Genomic DNA, 17125 nt, shown 5'->3' with positions numbered 1-17125 from the left:
TCAATCGATGCGGATGGTGGGGAGGTCAGTTGGCTGAGGCGGTTTCACGGCGACCTCCACACTTTTGCGATAGCGATCCCCGCGATAGAGACCTTCCAATGTCAATTCGTATTGGCCTGCCTTCACGGCGGGAAACACGAAATGACCGCTCGCATCGGTCAGTGCCTCTTGGGGTAAATTCGACGCTTGGGAGGGTTGTTCCACGCTTTTTTCGTCAGGATTGTCAGGCTTTTCTTTTGGCAACGCTTTCAACGCGACTTTCATGCCTGCGACCGGCACAGTCACGTAGGCGATTTTGCCTTGCAACACGGTGACTTCGGCTTCGCGGCGAGCTTGCAACTCCGCCTCGGTGAGCAATTCGATCGCGAGTGTTTTGATCAGACCTGGGTTTTGTGCTGCGTCGGTTGCTTGCATCAATAACGTGTGGGTTCCCGATGCCAGCTTGTCCGTCGGAAGAATCACGACCCAGCTTCCATCGCCGAGTCGTTGCCCAGGAACGGGTTTCACATCGGGCGTGAACTCCTGTTGACCGGCCGTCGCCCAAGCCGCTTGGATGGAAGCCGCTTCACTGAGTCCCGCGTCATCAACGGTGACACGAACTTCCACTGGCCCGCCCAAGATCGCAGGCAACGGTGATCGGATCTGAACGTCCTTCAGCTTGGGTGGCAACGTGTCAAACACGGCCGTGATCGGGTTGCTCCAAATCAGTTGCTCGCCTCGTTGCAGGCTGGCGATCAGCGGAGCACGCTGGTTTCGCACCACGCCGACCGGCACACTGAGTTGATGCGGACGAACATGACTTTGCAGTCCTGGTTGGCCAAGTGGATCCACACCGGCCCATGTGAATTCGATCGCGGCCGGCGTGGTGACCGAAACGGTTGGTTCGTTTTGCAAGTAGCGATCGCCATTCAGATCCAATCCCAATGTCACAACGTCGTTGCTGTAGTGGAACAGCTTGTCGCTGAGGTCGACCCAGACATCGGCAGAGACAGTTTCAGCGTCTTTGGAAACGATCACCGGTGGAACGTCTCGGGAGGGTGGCGCATCGGGCAACAAAGGAGCCCCGATGATGACGGCCGCGTGATCATCGGTTGGGGTGAGCAATTGCTCGCTGCGATTGCCTGCCAACTGAAACACAAACGCACTCGGCCACTGATCGCTCAGCACTCGAACGCCGATGGGATGTCCATTGCAAGCGGCCGACGAGAAGGACTTGGTGACGCGAGAATCAGGGGCGATCATTTGTTCGCCATGGGCCACGGTCTGATGAGTCAGCAGGTCAACCAGTTCGATGCGAACATGTGTCGATCCATCGACGCCAGCGAGTGCGCTGATCGACACATCGACTTTGCGAGCGTTGTGGTCATAGGCCACCACCGGTTGAATCAGCGAGTCGGGGCGATACACCCGAGGACTCAAGTCGATCCATTGCACGCGATCGTTTTCGGTGTCGGTGACTTCGCACCAAAGTGATGCGACGGCGACGGGCGGTGCATCCGGTTCCAGTTTGGCAGCGGGGAACATGACCTTGGTCCATTGCCCCAACGTGGTTGCCAGTTTGGGCTGGATCGCCAATTCGGTCGGAGGCGTTTGGGTGGCGAGCCATCGCTGGGCTTGCGCGGACTTCATTGTCGGTGGGCAAGTACGCCCGGGGGCGGACCAGCCCAGCAGACGCACCTGAACGAACTGCGATGACGAGTCCGTTGGCTGGATCCAAAGCGGCGCAAAGAGGTCTCGGTTGGCATGCATGACCCATGAGTTGCCAGCACTGGATCGGGCGGTCGCGAAATCGGACAGCGGCAATTCCAAAGGCACACTGGTTCGAAAGATATTGTTCTGAGTGATCCAGCGAAGGTTGATCGCGGACTTTTCCGGCGTCTTCACGTTCCCTGTCTGGGATGCACGGCGGATCTCGATCGAAGCGGTCGTTTGCTTCGCTGGCAAACCAAGTTTTTCAGACGCGGTTGAGGTGGATGTGGCTCTTTGAGTGACGATCGAGCGATAGTCGGTGGCGCCCGAGACGCGTTGGACAGGCGTGATCGCTGAATCGGCCAAGGTGTCGATCTGCAACCAACCACCGTCCGTTTCGATTTCCAAAATCCCTGAACCCATCGATTGCGAGGGTGATTGAACGGCGATGTCCAGCACCACGCGATCTGACATCGCCAGCGAGCCTTGAACGGTCACGTCAACATTGGTGTTGGATTCGACTCGGGGAAGTGCGGGCAACCCAGCCCAAGCGGCGAGGCGTTGGTAGCGGCTGTTTGAGATCGCGTAGCGTTCCCGTTCGTCTTGGGTTGCATCCACGGCACAGGCAAACGTGTCCGCGACAAGCGTGGGCAAAATCTGCGACCAACGCTGCATCACCGCATCCAAGTCTGTTGTCACCATGCCTTGCTTGGCTGGTGATTGGATGTCCGATTTCAGTGCCCGCACGAGTTCTTTGTAACGGTCGACGGCGGTGACCATTTCGTCTTCGGATGTGGATGCGTTCAGCAGCGTTTGGCTTGCGGTTTGGGCGGCTTGTTGCAACCGATCCAGGGTGCCCGGTTTGCTTTCCGTCCCAGCTAGTTCGAGTTGGGCGGCCAAGGTCGAACGTTGAATTCGCGTTCGCGTGCTTTCGACAAATCCTTCGCTGGATCGCGAAACGGCGACCGTTTGGATGGTCGACGATGACTGGTCCTGTTGCGATTGAAGTTCAGCAAGCAAACCAGACAAGCGATGTTCGATGGACTGGATCATCGCGTCGCCCTGATGCATCGAATCGCTGTTGGCAGTGTCCAGCCATCGTTGCAGTGAGATCGTTTCCAACAGCAACTGGCAAACCGAATCATCCATCAGTGATTTGGCTCGAATGGGCATCGCCACGAATGCGTTCAAGTGATCGATGACTTCATCTCGTAATTCACTGGCTCGATCGATCGCCACCGCGTCGTTTTTCAGTCTCGTGAATGTGCGAATCGCTTTCTCGGTCTGGTCATGCACATGAGCCAGATAGTCAGATCGCACCGGGCTGAGCAGACTCCGTTCGGCATCCAGTCGCACCCATTGTGTTTCTGCCAACTCGGGTTCAAACCATGTGCGAACCGTCGGGTTCATCGCGACTTGGTTGGCGAGGACACGGCACCTGATCAGTGATTGCTTGAGTGCCCAAGGTGCGTTTTGCTGCAGCACGGATCTGGCCCACACCACTTCGTCCCACGTCGCACTGGACGGAATGGGCGAGTCCATCCAAGTCTTCGCGGCGGCTTCGGTGGCATCCGCGTTGAGCAGCGTTTGCAGTCCGTCAAACAATTCGCTGCACTGATCGCTGCGATTGGTATGAATGCCATCGGCATGCATTTGAATCGCCACCGCCAGCGTGGGTGCGGTCACATCGATCGTGTGATGCTTGACTTGTTCCGAGTCGGCAGTGGGGTGGTCGACAGTTGTCGATGGCGTCGCAATCGCTTGGGCAGACGCCGCGGGTGTGGTGTCGACTTCCGGATCCGGAGCGGGTTGAACCGGTGCCAACAGATAACGTTTCCACTGTCCTCGCGGGATGCTGGAAAAGGAATGCGGCACTGCTTGGTCGTCACCGTCGGGACGTTCGGGGCTGACCACATCCAACCATTCGGCCACCGAGATGACACCGTCGGCGTTGATGTCTGCGGGTACTTCCAAGCCGTTCATCGCGGCTCGTGTGAGCGGCGTGACGTGTTGGGCTGGATCGATCAGGTCATGATTGATTTGGCTGTGATGCGCGACGACCAAAACATTCGAATGGCTCAGTGCCGAGACCTCGCGATCGAGGCACTGAGCGAACTGCCACGCGTTCATCTCGGGCAAGCGTCCGATCGAATCGCCGACGCTTTCGATCGCGTCGATCAACACGATCACCGGGGTTTGAGTTTTGCTAAGGTTTCGAAGGAACTCGGAAACGTCCAGTGGCGATGTTTGTAACGTCGACTCTGAATTCAACGACAACAAAATGGCATGGCCGTCGACCACCAGCGTGGTACCGGCAAGGTGAACGAGCCGTGTGCCTTCGGAGAAGTCTGGTTGCGTGAATTGGTTTGCGGCTGAGAGTGATCGTGTTGGAGTCACGCGGGCCGTCGGCATTGCCTGACCGAACTGCGCGAGTGCATCCAGCGATGCAAGAGCAACCGCCTGGGCCGGAACCACCGGAGCAGGTTGGGGCTTTTTGGGCGGCACCGGCCCGATTGATTGAATCAACAACCGAGGTGATTCAAGGGGACGCCAAACGGAGACCACAAAAATCCCAAGCAAGGAAGCGAGCACCATGGTCAGCGCAACCTTGATGCGCGTCCGCGATCCCGATGAGGTCGGCTGGTTTCGCCAATCTCGCAGTCGTGATTCTTTGACATGCGGGCTGTTGTTGGTTTTGCTCATGTTCTAGCCGCCGACCTGAACGGTGGGTTCACCGGTTGCGATCGATCCACCGTGGGCAGTCGGGTCACCCATTCGAACCGCGGGTTTGCCACCGATCATGACGGTGGCGGAACCTTTGGAAAGAGTGTCGGGTGGCCCGGTGCATTCGGCCTCATCGCCCAAAACTGCGGCGGGCATGCCACCGATCAGCACTGTTGGTTCTCCCGGACCGATGATCGGGCCTCCGACATGTGGGACGACACCGGTGACCATCGGGCAGCTGTGTTCGTCCATGATTCGTGCAGCAGGCGGCATCACTGGTTCCCTTGCTTGGTGTCTTGTTCACGTTGCAGCAACACGCTGCCGGACTGCAACCATTGCTGCATCGCGCTGTCTCGATCAGCCTCTGCCGAAACGGACCAACGATGCGCGGTCATGATTGCGACGCCGCTCAAGTGCGCGGGCGGTGGGATGGGCGGTTGATCGTCCGGTCCCAGACTGCCACCGCTAAAAATGATCGCCTGAGCGATCCAACGAGTGACGTTGTCAGGAGAATGGACGGGCAGTTGATCGCGAACTTTGCGGCGGTCGGTTTCGTCACCCGAGGTTTGCCAAGCGAGAATGCTTTGGTAGAGCGTACTGCTGGCGCGATCGACAAAACCCGATGCATCGATCGCCCAACCGATTGCGGTGCGAATCGGCAACGCACCAGCGAGAAACCGGATCGCGTCGTCGTTCAAGGATGAATCGATCAAACGCTGAAGGAAGTCCATCGTTTGATCGGGTGACTGGATCAACGCGATGGATGCTTCGGACATCGACATCATTTTCGCAAGACGAGCGATGGTTGCATGATCGTCGAGGATTTCGTCGGATGTGGCTTGTTGTTTTGACTTCGCTTCGGTGGTCACAGTCGTCACATCGGGTGACCAACGAACCGAGAAAGCGGTTTGACCGGCAACGAATTCGGTCTCGCACTGGCCTGTCTCAGACAGCGTGAGCCGATCGCATGAGTCTCCGGCGACGATCAGTGCATTCTGACCATCGAGGACTTCGATCACCGCGTTGGTTCCGCAGCGAACGACAAAGTGTTCCGGCGACAAAGCGGCGTCATCAGGAAGGCTCATTTCCACCCACTCGCTACTGCCCACGCGTGCTTCTTGACCGACGCGCAAGATCAACCGCACATCGATGTCGTCAGCGGGATGAGCGGTGAGTAAAAGTGGCATGGTGAATCGAAAGATTAGGAAGAAACGGACAAACGCGAAGCCAATTCTGCAAAAAAGGGGTCAGACCCCTTTTTGAGGAATTTCAGTTGATTTGGACGATGGCTCCTTTGACCGTGAGCGAGCCGCCTGAACTGAGTTCTGCTGTTGCGCTGCCTTTGAGTGTCATCGATGCATCAGCGGCGGCTTCAATTTCGGGAGCGGCCATGCTGATTTTTGCATCGCCCTTGATGGCGATTTCGGTTGCTTGGATGTTGATGCCCGATGGTGTCAACTCAATGGAAGATTGACCGCACTTCAACGTGATCGACGTGGCCGCTTCAATCGTGATTGCGCCGCTTTCCACCGACACATTTTGATCGCCTTGTTTAATCGTCAGGTTGTCGTCGCCCGCATCGATCGTCGTCGTGCGGTCTTGGCCGATCTCAGTCGTCTGGCTTCCCGATCCGCTGCCGACACCGATTTGGACGTTTTGATCGTTGTAGATTTCGATCGTTTGGTCGCCGCTGTCTGATTTGTCGAAACCGACTTTCAAGGAATCATCGTTTTCGACGACTCGAACAAAATCACGTTCGCTGTGCAAATAAATTTGCTCGGCATCTTTCGTGTCATCAAACGTCAGTTCGTGAAAACAGTTCGTGTCTCCTTCTTTGGTGCTTCGTGTGCGAAAGATCGTTTTGGCTTGACCATCGGCCAGGTCTTCCGGGGGCATGCGATCGGCATTGAAGACCCGACCGGTCACGATCGGTCGATCCACGTTGCCGTCTAAGAACGCCACGATCACTTCTTCGCCCACTCGCGGAATCGAGACCGCACCCCATCCCTTGCCGGTCCAAGGCTGGGTCACGCGAATCCAACAGGAACTGCTGTCGTCACCGGTTCCGACTAAATCCCAAGCGAATTGCACTTTGATGCGGCCATACGCGTCGGTCCAGATTTCTTCACCATCAGGGCCGACAACCGTTGCGATTTGAGGGCCTCGCATGACCGGGCGTGCGGTCGTTTGTCGGCTGCGGTAGGGAATAGACGAAGGAAGCAACTGCAGTCGATTGCTCAGATGAAAGGAATGGGCACCTCCGCCGCCGGCCGAAACATCACCGGCTGTCATCATCAGATGTCGGCCGACGATCAGGTATTCTTGGTTGAGATCATCGACGGGATGCGACGTCATCGTCAAAAGGTTGCCTGCGATCACCGAGGGTGTCGAGACATCCACGGCGGCGGCGTGTTGGTCTGATGTGGCGGCTTCGGTCAAAACGCGAGCGTAGTGTTGGCCGTCGTCGGTCTCAAAGAACTGACCCGGGAACTCGTACCACTCCCAGTCGCTTGCCGTGTCAGACGCGTTCTGGCGAACGGTCATTTCGGCGCGGGGTTTTTGGAAATCGTAGTCTCGCAACACGTATGACGCCGTGTTGAAGTCTCGCTCATAGGTCCACTGCGACAGACACGTTTCAGTGCCCGGTTGTTCCACCGCGTGATAAGGCAGTGAATCAAAAGACGTCGACGCTTGATGGGCACTGACGTCATCGCACAGCACCATCGTGTGTTGGTCCTGGGTGTATTCGAAGAAGTAGTAAATGCCTTCCTCTTCAAACAGTCGGCTGAGGAATTGAAAGTCCGATTCGCCATATTGCACGCAGTAGGCGCGTTGGCGATACGTTTGCGTGAGTCGATCTTCCAGTTCGCCGGTGAACCCTCGAGCCTCGATCACCGCCTTGGCGATTTCGACCACGGTCTGCTGTTGAAAGACTTGCGACCCTCCGACATGCCGTAGCAATCCCATCCAGGGAGCAAGCGTTGCGTGGTATTGGTACAAGCCAGCGTTGGTGCCAACTTGACCGAACCGAGTGACATAACCGTGCAAGTACTCAGGCGAATCGTCTGCATCGCCGATGCGAATCGAGACAGGTTGTTTGAGCAGATCGAGCGGATCGATATCGCCTTCAGAGCTGACCAAATCCAACGTCCCGCCAAAGGGTCGCCCGAGTTGTTCTGTCCAAGACACACCGGTCAACACGAGCGCATCGTCATCCAACGGTGTGCTGACGGCGATCGGACGGTTGGCTTGGGTCAGAGTCATGACGATGAAATGCTGTGCAACGCTAGAGAATGAATTGGCAGTCGCCGACATCGGCGCGGGGAGCTTTTCCGTGAACCCAAGCACTTCGGCCAAGAGCACCGACGCGTCCCAGTGACAACCGTGGGATCGTGTTGCGATCCAAGATCAGACGAACGCGGCAATCCAATCCGGGATCGACATAGCCTCGAATCAAATCATGAAGGGTGTCGTGCGATTCACCGCCAGGCAGTAGTTCTTGAAACAAATCAAACGGGATCGGCCCAATGTCCAAATCGACCATCGAGCAACGATCTGGGACACTGCGTCCGAGCACAACGCTTTGTCCCAAGCGACCACCGCGGCCCGCGGATTCTCCGCGACCAGATGGCCGTTCCGATGGAGAGAGCAGCGTTCGGTCTTCTGGTTCCAAACGGAGTTTCCTCAACTGAAATGTCTTGACATTCGCATCCGCGTGAACGGTTGCAGAAACCACCGCCGCGAGACCTTCGGCGTTGCGATGTGTGGACCCGAAACGGCCGCTGAAGTACAGTCCCGAGTTGTCAGCAGAGGTTTGATCGGCGTCGGATTCTGCACCAGGATTCAGCGTGCCGGAGATGGAGCCCACGTACGCTGCGAAGCGGTCCGTTTCTGGGCGATCACGCTGGACCGCGCCGCGACTGCTGCTCCACGCTCGATAAAACAGCGTGGCCATGCGGTGATGGAATAGGTTGAGAAACGATTCCAACGCGGGGTCGGCGTTGTGCCTGGTTTCATGCCGGACCGTTTCGGTCATGTGCAGCGGCAACGGACCTCCCGGCCCGAGCAGACCAAAGAACCGTTGGCTGATGTGTGCACGCTCATCGTGCCCCGAATCGATCCGGTCAATCGTTGCGGGTGCAAAGTCCAGTGCCGTGGTTTGTCGGATCCGGACGGCCTCTTGGCTCGTTTGTCTGGCGTGACCAACGCGAGGCATCGTCGGTGACTCGGCTTCAATTCGTCGCATCGCTTGAAAGAAATCGAGCGACTGAACCGGTTTCCCGAGTTCTCCCGTAAGACGCTGTTCCCAATTGGCGGTGGAGTCTGAAGTGGTCATGGACTTGTCAGTCGGAACGGGAACGGCAATTCAATGTTTCGGCGTGAGGGTCGTTACCCAAAGAAGGCGATCGATCGATGCAGTGGGCTAGATCAGTGCGGTCGTCCCGGTGCGAACCGGCCATCGATGCACCGGACCACGTGAGGGCGTGCGGAGCGACGTTTGTGTGAAGCTGTTCAATGACACAAAGCGTGCCATGAAACGATCCAGCACTCCGGCGAGCAAGAAGGCACCTCCGCCTTCGAACGCCGACTCGTCCAACTCCAATTCCAGGTGCACTCCGCGACCGTGAACGATGGGGCCGGGCATTGGAATTTGCCGCGTGACAGCTTGATTGGTCACTGCCAGAATCCCGTCCACCTGACGTCGTGTCGCGGGCAAGTCTTCGGGGCAATACAGATACAGGGTTTGCCGCAGCAACGCGGCCGCATGATTCGAGTTGGGATCCGCCGATTTTTCGCGATCGCACAGCGATAGGAAGTTGGACGTCAAGTGATTGACCAGTCGCCAACATGTCTCTCCATCTTCGGTGGTGAGCGGTGCACGCGGTGTGGTGGGACCGGACAGACAACTGATGGAAGCAACTGGTCCCGGTCCATCCAACGTGAACGCGTCCCGCCAACCGGCTTTCGGTTTCAGCAGCGCGAGGTCGCGGTTGGTGCAATAGACCGTCGATGACAGTTGGCGAATCGGATGCCGTGAAGGTCGTTGACTTGAATCGGTCAGCGTCACAAAGACTTCGGTCCCCAAGTATGGCGAGCGATGACCGTACTCACGTTGGTTCGTCGAAGGTTGTCGCGGACGACGATCGAGTGTGTAGTAGGCCGCGTGCTGCTGGCGAGCGGCCATGTTGGTTGGCGGTGCGTACAGCGGCAGGAACTCAATTTCTTGCTGAGCCGATGTTCCGTGACCGAGCAATTGTTCGACCGACCAAATTTCAAAGTCCATGGGTCGGCTGCGGTCGACCAACAGTTGGTGTTCGGATTTGGTTTCCGAAATCGGGACACGATCGGCCCGTTGCTTGAACAAGTTGACTGCCGGAACACAGTGCAACGCCAAGTGTTCACGGTTAAGACGTCCCACCAAATCCTTCTGCGATTGGTCAACGCCGATGATGATTTCAAGTTGGTTGCCCTTTGCCATTGAAACCGCTTGGGACAACCCCTTCAGCGTTACGAACAGGAACTTTTCAGGCAGCAAGAAATACTCTTGCAGCAATCGGTATCCACTGAACGACCGAGGCTCGCCGGGCAACAAAGCTTCTGCATCATCAAATCCACCAGCGACAAGCGAAGCCGAATCCAGTCGTTGCCATTGATCCGACGCTGCGTCGCCGACAACGATGGCGTTCTGATGTGCGATGAGCAACTCAAGCAACTGATGAGCGGTTTCGCCACCGCGAAGATGAATCGGTAGGCTGTCCAGTTCAAGTGCCGACATGGGCAAGCCGGCCGTGGTTTGCAGCGTGATTCGCAGTGCCGCACGACAAGGCATGCCCTTCATGATGGAAGGCATCGGTCGACGGGTCGCGGTGCCACGTTCCACCCACTCCACGTCCATCAATTGGATCGGCCACAAATCAACCGGAGCGGTTGTTTCGAATCGACACGGCGTTGGACAGGTTTGGCTGGACGGTCCCTGCAAACGAGAACCTCTGGGCAAACGGTAGCCGCTGGCCAGCGATCCCTCGTCAGGATCGGGATGAATTTGAACGATCGCTGCGGATGGGATCGGCCGCGTGTAGTGCGGGTAAATCGATTGCAACAATCCGCGGGTGAGTTGTGGAAACTCGGAATCCAGACGGCGATGGACTCGCGCCGCCAAAAACGCGAATCCTTCTAGCAGACGTTCGACGAAAGGATCCGCGCACGCGAATTCGTCCATGCCCAGTCGACCGGCGACCGCAGGGTATTCTTGTGCGAACTCCGCCCCCAGTTCTCTCAGGTAGCCGAGTTCTCGGTTGTAATGATCGAGGAACTGAGCTTCCATGCGTCAAATCCAACCGAGGTGAACAAAGGAGTTGAGTGTGCGGGATGTTTGGCAAAGCCATCTTTCCTGTGCTCACTCGTGGGCTGTGGTCATTTTGACCGTGACACTCATCACGGTTCTTGCTCAATAGCACAATTGGGCTTCGCGACCCAAGAGGTAATTCGCAGACCACAAACCAGCTACGCCGCTCGGCGTTGACCGTGTCCCGGCACCACCTTCTGACATTGGCCGTTGCCCAAGCAGATCGAGATGCCCATCGCAAAGGATTCCAACGCATCGGAGGGGCCAAAGAGGGCCCGGATTTGCACGATCACGTCGCCACGCACGTACTCATTCAACCGGCAGGTCACATCCAGAGTGTCCGGTCGCAGCCGAGGTTCAAAACGCCGAATCGCTTCGGTGAACTCTCGTTGAAGATGTCGCAGGTCCAATCCGCTGCTGGTCATTCCCGTCAGATCGGGAACGCCATAGTTCAACACGCTTTTTTGAACCAATGGCCAAGCCGACAGATCGGTGTCCTCAGACATGCGGCGTGTTCCAAACAACGCCAACAGATCGCGTTCGATTTGCGAACTCAAAATCGCCATGTGTTGGCGACGTTGCTGGCGTGAAACACCGCCTGGCGATCGAGAATTTGGCATCACACGAACGTCGCCACCGCCACCGCTCTCGCCACGGATCAATCGATCCAGGAGCGAGGATGACGGTTGTTCGATCGGTTCGTTGGATGCCATGACAGCTCAGCCTAGGCGGCTTTCTGTTCCGACAGGTTCCAGCCCTTCTCGGTCGCTTTCTTCGCCGAGTCGCCGTCGTACTTGGTGTACGCCATTTTGATCTCGGTGAAGTTGAGCGTGAAGTTTTCGCAAGGCTTGCTGTCGCCCATGCTCGACTGTGAGTAGCTGGTGACGATTGGGTCGACCAATGTCACGGTCAAGTAAACCTGTGGGTTACCTTCGTTGTCGGTTTGCAAGTAAGTCAGGGTTGCGCCTTGCAGCGAAGCACCTGAGACACTTTGCATGAACAACTCGGTCGACGCGATGTCGAAGTCCTTTGCACATTGCAGTTCGGTGAACGCGGGCGAGCCGGTTTCACGAGCCGAGCTGCCGGCAACGCTTGCGACGGTACGATTGGCACCGAAAGAGACCGAGGTCAACTTGATCTGGTCTTCGTAGCCAGCAACCGTTGCGTCGCCCTTGATCTCAGTCGTGAACTTCAAAAAAATCATGGTTTCAGTTTCCTGGAATGAATGTTGTTTGGGGTCGTCTCAAAGCCGAATGATCAAGCGGCCTTGGCGGACGGCAGCTTGCTAACGAGTCGCAATGACACGGTCAAACCTTCCAGTTGGAAGTGAGGACGCAAGAAGAATTTGGCGGTGTAGTATCCAGGGTTGCCCGGGATCTCTTCGACGACCACTTCGGCACCCGCCAAAGGACGACGAGCTTTGTCCAATTCCGATGCGGTGGCTGGGTTTGTGTCGACGTACTGGCTGATCCAGTTGTTGAGCCAGATTTGCATGTCGGCACGTTCTTTGAACGAACCCACTTTGTCGCGAACGATGCACTTCAAGTAGTGAGCAAAGCGGCAGACGGCAAACAGATACGGCAAACGGCCCGACAAACGAGCGTTGGCGGTTGCGTCGTCGTCTTCGAACAAGCTTGGGTTGTTGAGCGACTGAGCACCGATGAACGCAGCCAAATCGCTGTTCTTGCGGAACACCAATGGCATCAGTCCGTTCTTTGCCAATTCGGCTTCGCGACGATCGCTGATCGAGATTTCGGTGGGACATTTCATGTCCACGCCGCCGTCATCGGTTGGGAAGACGTGAACGGGCAATTTTTCAACTGCTCCGCCCGATTCCACACCGCGAATCCGTGAGCACCAGCCGTGCATTTTGAACGAGCGGTTGATGTTCACAGCGAAAGCGTAGGCACTGTTGGACCAAACGTATCGGCTGTGGTCTGGACCCGCGGTTTCTTCTTCGAACGCGAATTCTTCCACGGGGTTGGTCGCGGCACCGTAAGGCTGACGTGACAGGAAACGCGGCATCGTCAAACCGATGTAACGCGAATCTTCGTCGTCGCGAAGCGAACGCCACGATGCGTATTCGACGGTTTGGAAGATCTTGGTCAAATCGCGAGGATTGCCGAGCTCTTGCCACGAATCCATGTGCATCAAAGCGGGCGCAGCCGCGGTGATGAATGGGGCGTGTGCGGCGGCGGAAATCTTCGCGATTTCGCCCAGCAATTCGACGTCGACGGGCGAGTGATCGAAGTAGTAGTCGCCGATCAATGCACCGTAGGGTTCACCACCGAATTGGCCGTACTCTTCTTCATACAACTTCTTGAAGATCGGGCTTTGATCCCAAGCGGTTCCTTTGAACTTCTTCAGCGTCTTGTGAAGATCTTTCTTGGAGATATTCAGGACGCGAATTTTCAGCATCTCGTCGGTCTCGGTGTTGTTCACCAAGTGCGCGAAACCACGCCATGCACCTTCGAGTTGTTGGAAGTCATCGTGGTGCAGAATTTCATTCATTTGCTCCGAGATCTTGCTGTCGATTTCGGCCACCAAGGCTTCGATCGTCTTGATCACGTCGCTCTCGGCAACCATCTCACTGGTCACAAGTTGAGCTGCTAGCGTGTTGACTGCCCGTGTGACAGCCAACCCGGCGTCATCGGTGCGTGGCTTGAATTCGGCTTCCAACAATTCCGACAATGTGTCGAGTGTGATTGTGTCGGTGATATCGGGAGCGGCTTCCGTGGTTTCCGATTGTGTTTCGCTCATCCTTGAGTCCTTCGAGATTGGTGGTGGTTGTTGGTGTGACGATTCGATCAGGCGGCTTCTGCGGCCGAATCGGATTCGTCAATTTCGAGCGGCTTTTCAGCGAGCTCTTTCAACAGTTCAGGATCATTGATCAATCGGGACACCAATTCCTCGGCGCCGGCTTTGCCGTCCATGTAGGTCACCAACTGAGCCAATTGCGTTCGTGCGTTGAGCAACTTGTTGAGTGGTTCAACACGTTTGGCAATTTGGCCGGGGGTGAAGTCGTCCATGGATTCGAAGGTCAAGTCGATGTTCAGGCTGCCTTCGCCGGTCAGCGTGTTGTCCACCTGAAACGCAGCGCGTGGCTTCATCGATTTCAAACGGTCGTCGAAATTGTCGATGTCGGTTTCGAGGAACTTCCGATCGGCGACGTCTTCGAGTGGCTCGGACGGATTGCCCGACAAGTCAGCAAGCACTCCCATCACGAAAGGAAGCTGAACCTTTTTCTCGGAACCGTAAGTTTCCACGTCGTATTCGATTTGAACGCGAGGTGGACGGTTACGAGCAATGAATTTTTGGCTGCTTTCGGACATCAACTTTCCTTTTCAGAACAGCGGCGATAGGGTGAATTTGTGATTGGTCAGGTTTGATGACTGGGGCATTAGTCTTCAAACTGACCCGCTAAATTGATTGCTTGCGAGAGTGCGTCAGGTGCAAGTTCTCGAATGATGTCAACGAAGTCTTGGTTGATCATCCGGCGAGCCCGACGCAGCAAGAGCGGCACGGGGCTGGACGGTTCATGCAACTCGAAGTACCTCGTCGCCGCGTCGAGTGCCTGGGCAGCTTCTTCGCGAGATTGAACCCGAATGCGACTGAGGCTGACGATCGACTCGTCAACGTCTTCAGAGTCCCACTCATTGGAAGTGTCGTGAGAAGCGGCTGGCTCGCATTCATCGCCGCTGACATCTTTGACCGCGGCATCCGAAACGGACAAACGCTGTCGCAGATGTGTCTTGAACAATTGGCCGCACGCGGAAAGGCAGGATGATAATTCTTTGGTTTCCCAAATCCCGGTGCCCAGATGCTGTTCCAGGAAGTCCACCGTCTCTCGCAGTGCGTTTTCTGCTTGTTGGCAGATTTCGTAGCGATGTCGAAGTTCGGCAACGGGCATCGCCAAAAAGGCGGCTTCCACTTCCATCGGTGTGGGAGAATCCGCGGACGAGGTCGCATTGGACTCGCCACGCGATCGACGCACATCGTTGAGTGTCACCACCACATGAGGCAGCGACTCGACCAGCGTCATCCGCCCGATCATCGATGGCAATCGCTCTGGCTCACAAAGACGACCCAGGGCATTGATTCGTATGAATGGATCGTTGTTGTCTTCGGGATCCAGTTGTGGATGAACGTCGTCCCAATGGTCGCGAACCCAATCGCGGAGAAGCGTCATCGCCTCAGTCAGACCGTCGAGACCCTTCAGATGCGTCAGGCTTTCGACCAAGAGAACCGCCAACCGGAGATCGCGAGTTTCGCTCGCCATCTCGATCGCTAGTTGGTGAATGGCTCGCCAATCCGGTGGTTGAGCCGCAATGACGGTCTTTCCGTACTGCTGTTCTCGAGTGCCTTCTGCCAACCGGGTCATCTCAACAAACCGTGCGTCGTACTCAAGACTCACGCCCGAAGGCGAGTCCGGAGACACGGGGGCGGTTAGCGTTGAGAGGTCGGCAATGGTCATGAACGATGTCGGGTCTTGGTTTGGCGGACACTCATCACTATCTGAATTTTTGCCTGTAGCGATTGAATCGACTTTTCGGTTCTCAACCCTGAGTCACTTTGATCTCTTTTTCAAGAAATGCGTGGAATGATCCAATCGCGCGAAGCGGAATCAAGCCAAAACGATGGGACGCAGCAACATCCAAAGCTGGCTGAGAAACAGTGCAATCAAGATTCCGGTGACCACCATCAGAGACGTCGCGAATCGTTGGTGACGTCGCCAGGCTTGGCGTTCTTCCGATGTCCAAGTCAGATGGTTTTGTTGATCGATCATGTGTGCGACGACGGACTCGAAGAAGTATCCCTTCGAACCGTTACTCTTGGACGAACGATCGCCTGGTGACGCGACAAACAGGCCGCTGACGATCGGTGCGTTCACTTCCGAAACGCCTCCGGAATGCGAAGACGACATGTCGACCGGATTGGCTGCGCAGCTTTCGACCATCAGGCTTCGCAGCGAGGATCGCCAACGACGACATTGGATTAGAACGCGAACCAAGCGGTGATTTTGAGGTTGGGTCAACGAACGAGGGACTTGGAAAACCTGCTTGACACGATTTTCGATCTCTCGAATCGTGTCATTCGCCAATTGATTCATTGCTTCGCCCGTGGGGATTTCTTCCGAGACAAATGGTTTGCCCAACGCCACGGACGATTGTTGTTCCACCATCCGCAGACGTCGTTGCAATTCCTTGTAGTCGTCGGGATGGTCGTTCTCGGCGATCATCATCGTGACTGGGCTGGCGATTCCCAATTCGGATTGCATCTGATCGAGATCGCGACGGATCGCTCGTCCGATTTTTCGGCCGGATTCACCAGGCGAAGAACCGCTTTCGGCGATCATTCGCGAATCCACCATCACAAGCGTGCCGTTGATGGGGGCATGTGGAAATCGTTCGGCTCTCAGTCGTGCGCAAAGATCAGACAACTCTTGCTGTGATTGCGTGGTGCGAACGGAGGACAGCGAATCAGGGATGGCGCGAGTGGGCTGAGCCATCGGCCGGATGGATTGAGCGTCCTGGACCAAGCGATCGGCTCGTTCGAGCGATTGCATGGCGTGAGTGACCGACGTGGCTTGTGCCTTTGCAGTCTGAGTTTGAGGCTGAGCCACGGCAACGGCCGCGGGGTTTCCTCCGGTGGCAAGTGGTTCAGCAGCACTTTCGTTTGCTGCGTCATCGCCAGGTGAATCAGCGGGGGATGATTCGTCGTTGTCGCTTGCCGGTTTCTCGCTGGTGTTTGCATCAGATGTCAATGCGGATGCTTCGGCGACATGGTCGGGAATCGATTTTGGCTGCTCGGCGTGTTCGTCCGACGTTCCGCTTCGCAAGAGTGTTCCATACACACCAATGTCTCGGCAAAAGATCAGCAAGCGATCTTTGGACAAATGCCAGTCGATCGCGGGGGACCCTTCGGACGTCGATTGAGAGACGGGAGCCCCTTCGGATCCGAGCCACGCTTCTTGTTGGTGACGTGTTTCACAACCCAACACCAAGAAGCAAGGGATTTGATTGAGTCCCACGCTATGCTGCGACAGCAATTGCATGCCCGATTTCCAGCCGGCGCGAACTCGAGCGTCGCCGAGAGGCATGTCGGCCATCCAAATGCGTACCGTCACATAAGTGACCACGCAGGAAAGTGCCCAAAGAACCAGCAACCACACACCACGCTGAAGCGTCATGTAGTCGCCCCAGGCAATTCGCGTTGGGTCGATGGAGTAAACCAACCAAGCTGCCGCGGCCAAGACGAGCAGACCGACTCCCACCAACGCGGCAACCATGGCTGCTAACGACACGTTCAGTCGCGATTTCAGGCGATCTTTCAGACTGGGCGTCGCGTCATCGGACATCGATCGTT

12 protein-coding genes are annotated in these 17125 nt (G+C 56.4%); all 12 read right to left on the bottom strand.

All coding sequences use genetic code 11. From position 1 onward, the window contains the following. The 12 genes from RB_RS19925 to RB_RS19870 all read right to left on the bottom strand — a co-directional run bounded on the left by RB_RS19925 (nt 1) and on the right by RB_RS19870 (nt 17117). Nucleotides 1–4392, bottom strand: coding sequence for a carboxypeptidase-like regulatory domain-containing protein (locus RB_RS19925; RefSeq protein WP_011122434.1), 4392 nt, complete (start codon nt 4390–4392; stop codon nt 1–3). Between the two features lie 3 nt (nt 4393–4395). After that, complete coding sequence (locus RB_RS19920; RefSeq protein ID WP_007340539.1) at nt 4396–4686, bottom strand: PAAR domain-containing protein; 291 nt, start codon at nt 4684–4686, stop codon at nt 4396–4398. Further along, nucleotides 4686–5600 carry a DUF6931 family protein gene (locus RB_RS19915; protein ID WP_011122433.1) on the bottom strand — a complete coding sequence of 305 codons (915 nt, stop codon included), beginning with the start codon at nt 5598–5600 and terminating at the stop codon, nt 4686–4688. The genes RB_RS19920 and RB_RS19915 overlap by 1 nt, the downstream gene beginning before the upstream one ends. Before the next feature lie 82 nt (nt 5601–5682). After that, the gene (gene tssI, locus RB_RS19910) at nt 5683–7677 is read right to left on the bottom strand and encodes a type VI secretion system tip protein TssI/VgrG (protein WP_164922258.1); all 1995 of its coding nucleotides are present in this window, start codon (nt 7675–7677) and stop codon (nt 5683–5685) included. Between the two features lie 22 nt (nt 7678–7699). After that, nucleotides 7700–8749 carry a type VI secretion system baseplate subunit TssG gene (gene tssG / locus RB_RS19905; RefSeq protein WP_011122431.1) on the bottom strand — a complete coding sequence of 350 codons (1050 nt, stop codon included), beginning with the start codon at nt 8747–8749 and terminating at the stop codon, nt 7700–7702. Nucleotides 8750–8836: 87 nt separating this feature from the next. Then, nucleotides 8837–10738, bottom strand: a complete 1902-nt coding sequence (gene tssF, locus RB_RS19900; RefSeq protein ID WP_011122430.1) for a type VI secretion system baseplate subunit TssF — start codon at nt 10736–10738, stop codon at nt 8837–8839. Between the two features lie 179 nt (nt 10739–10917). Continuing rightward, a complete protein-coding gene (gene tssE / locus RB_RS19895; RefSeq protein WP_011122429.1) occupies nt 10918–11472 on the bottom strand; it encodes a type VI secretion system baseplate subunit TssE in 555 nt (184 codons plus the stop codon). Between the two features lie 11 nt (nt 11473–11483). After that, nucleotides 11484–11963 (bottom strand): Hcp family type VI secretion system effector, encoded by a 480-nt coding sequence (locus tag RB_RS19890; RefSeq protein ID WP_007328777.1) that lies wholly within the window; start codon nt 11961–11963, stop codon nt 11484–11486. A gap of 53 nt (nt 11964–12016) precedes the next feature. Continuing rightward, nucleotides 12017–13519 (bottom strand): type VI secretion system contractile sheath large subunit, encoded by a 1503-nt coding sequence (gene tssC / locus RB_RS19885; RefSeq protein ID WP_007328776.1) that lies wholly within the window; start codon nt 13517–13519, stop codon nt 12017–12019. A 47-nt stretch (nt 13520–13566) separates the two neighbouring features. After that, nucleotides 13567–14091, bottom strand: a complete 525-nt coding sequence (gene tssB / locus RB_RS19880; protein ID WP_007328775.1) for a type VI secretion system contractile sheath small subunit — start codon at nt 14089–14091, stop codon at nt 13567–13569. A 68-nt stretch (nt 14092–14159) separates the two neighbouring features. Continuing rightward, nucleotides 14160–15233, bottom strand: a complete 1074-nt coding sequence (gene tssA, locus RB_RS19875; RefSeq protein WP_007340532.1) for a type VI secretion system protein TssA — start codon at nt 15231–15233, stop codon at nt 14160–14162. A gap of 150 nt (nt 15234–15383) precedes the next feature. Next, nucleotides 15384–17117 (bottom strand): type VI secretion system protein, encoded by a 1734-nt coding sequence (locus RB_RS19870; protein WP_011122427.1) that lies wholly within the window; start codon nt 17115–17117, stop codon nt 15384–15386. Nucleotides 17118–17125: the final 8 nt, after the last annotated feature.

Source organism: Rhodopirellula baltica SH 1 (genome assembly GCF_000196115.1).
GTDB lineage: Bacteria > Planctomycetota > Planctomycetia > Pirellulales > Pirellulaceae > Rhodopirellula > Rhodopirellula baltica.
Note: the sequence above shows the minus strand (reverse complement) of the source record. Positions and strands in the feature narration are given on the sequence as shown.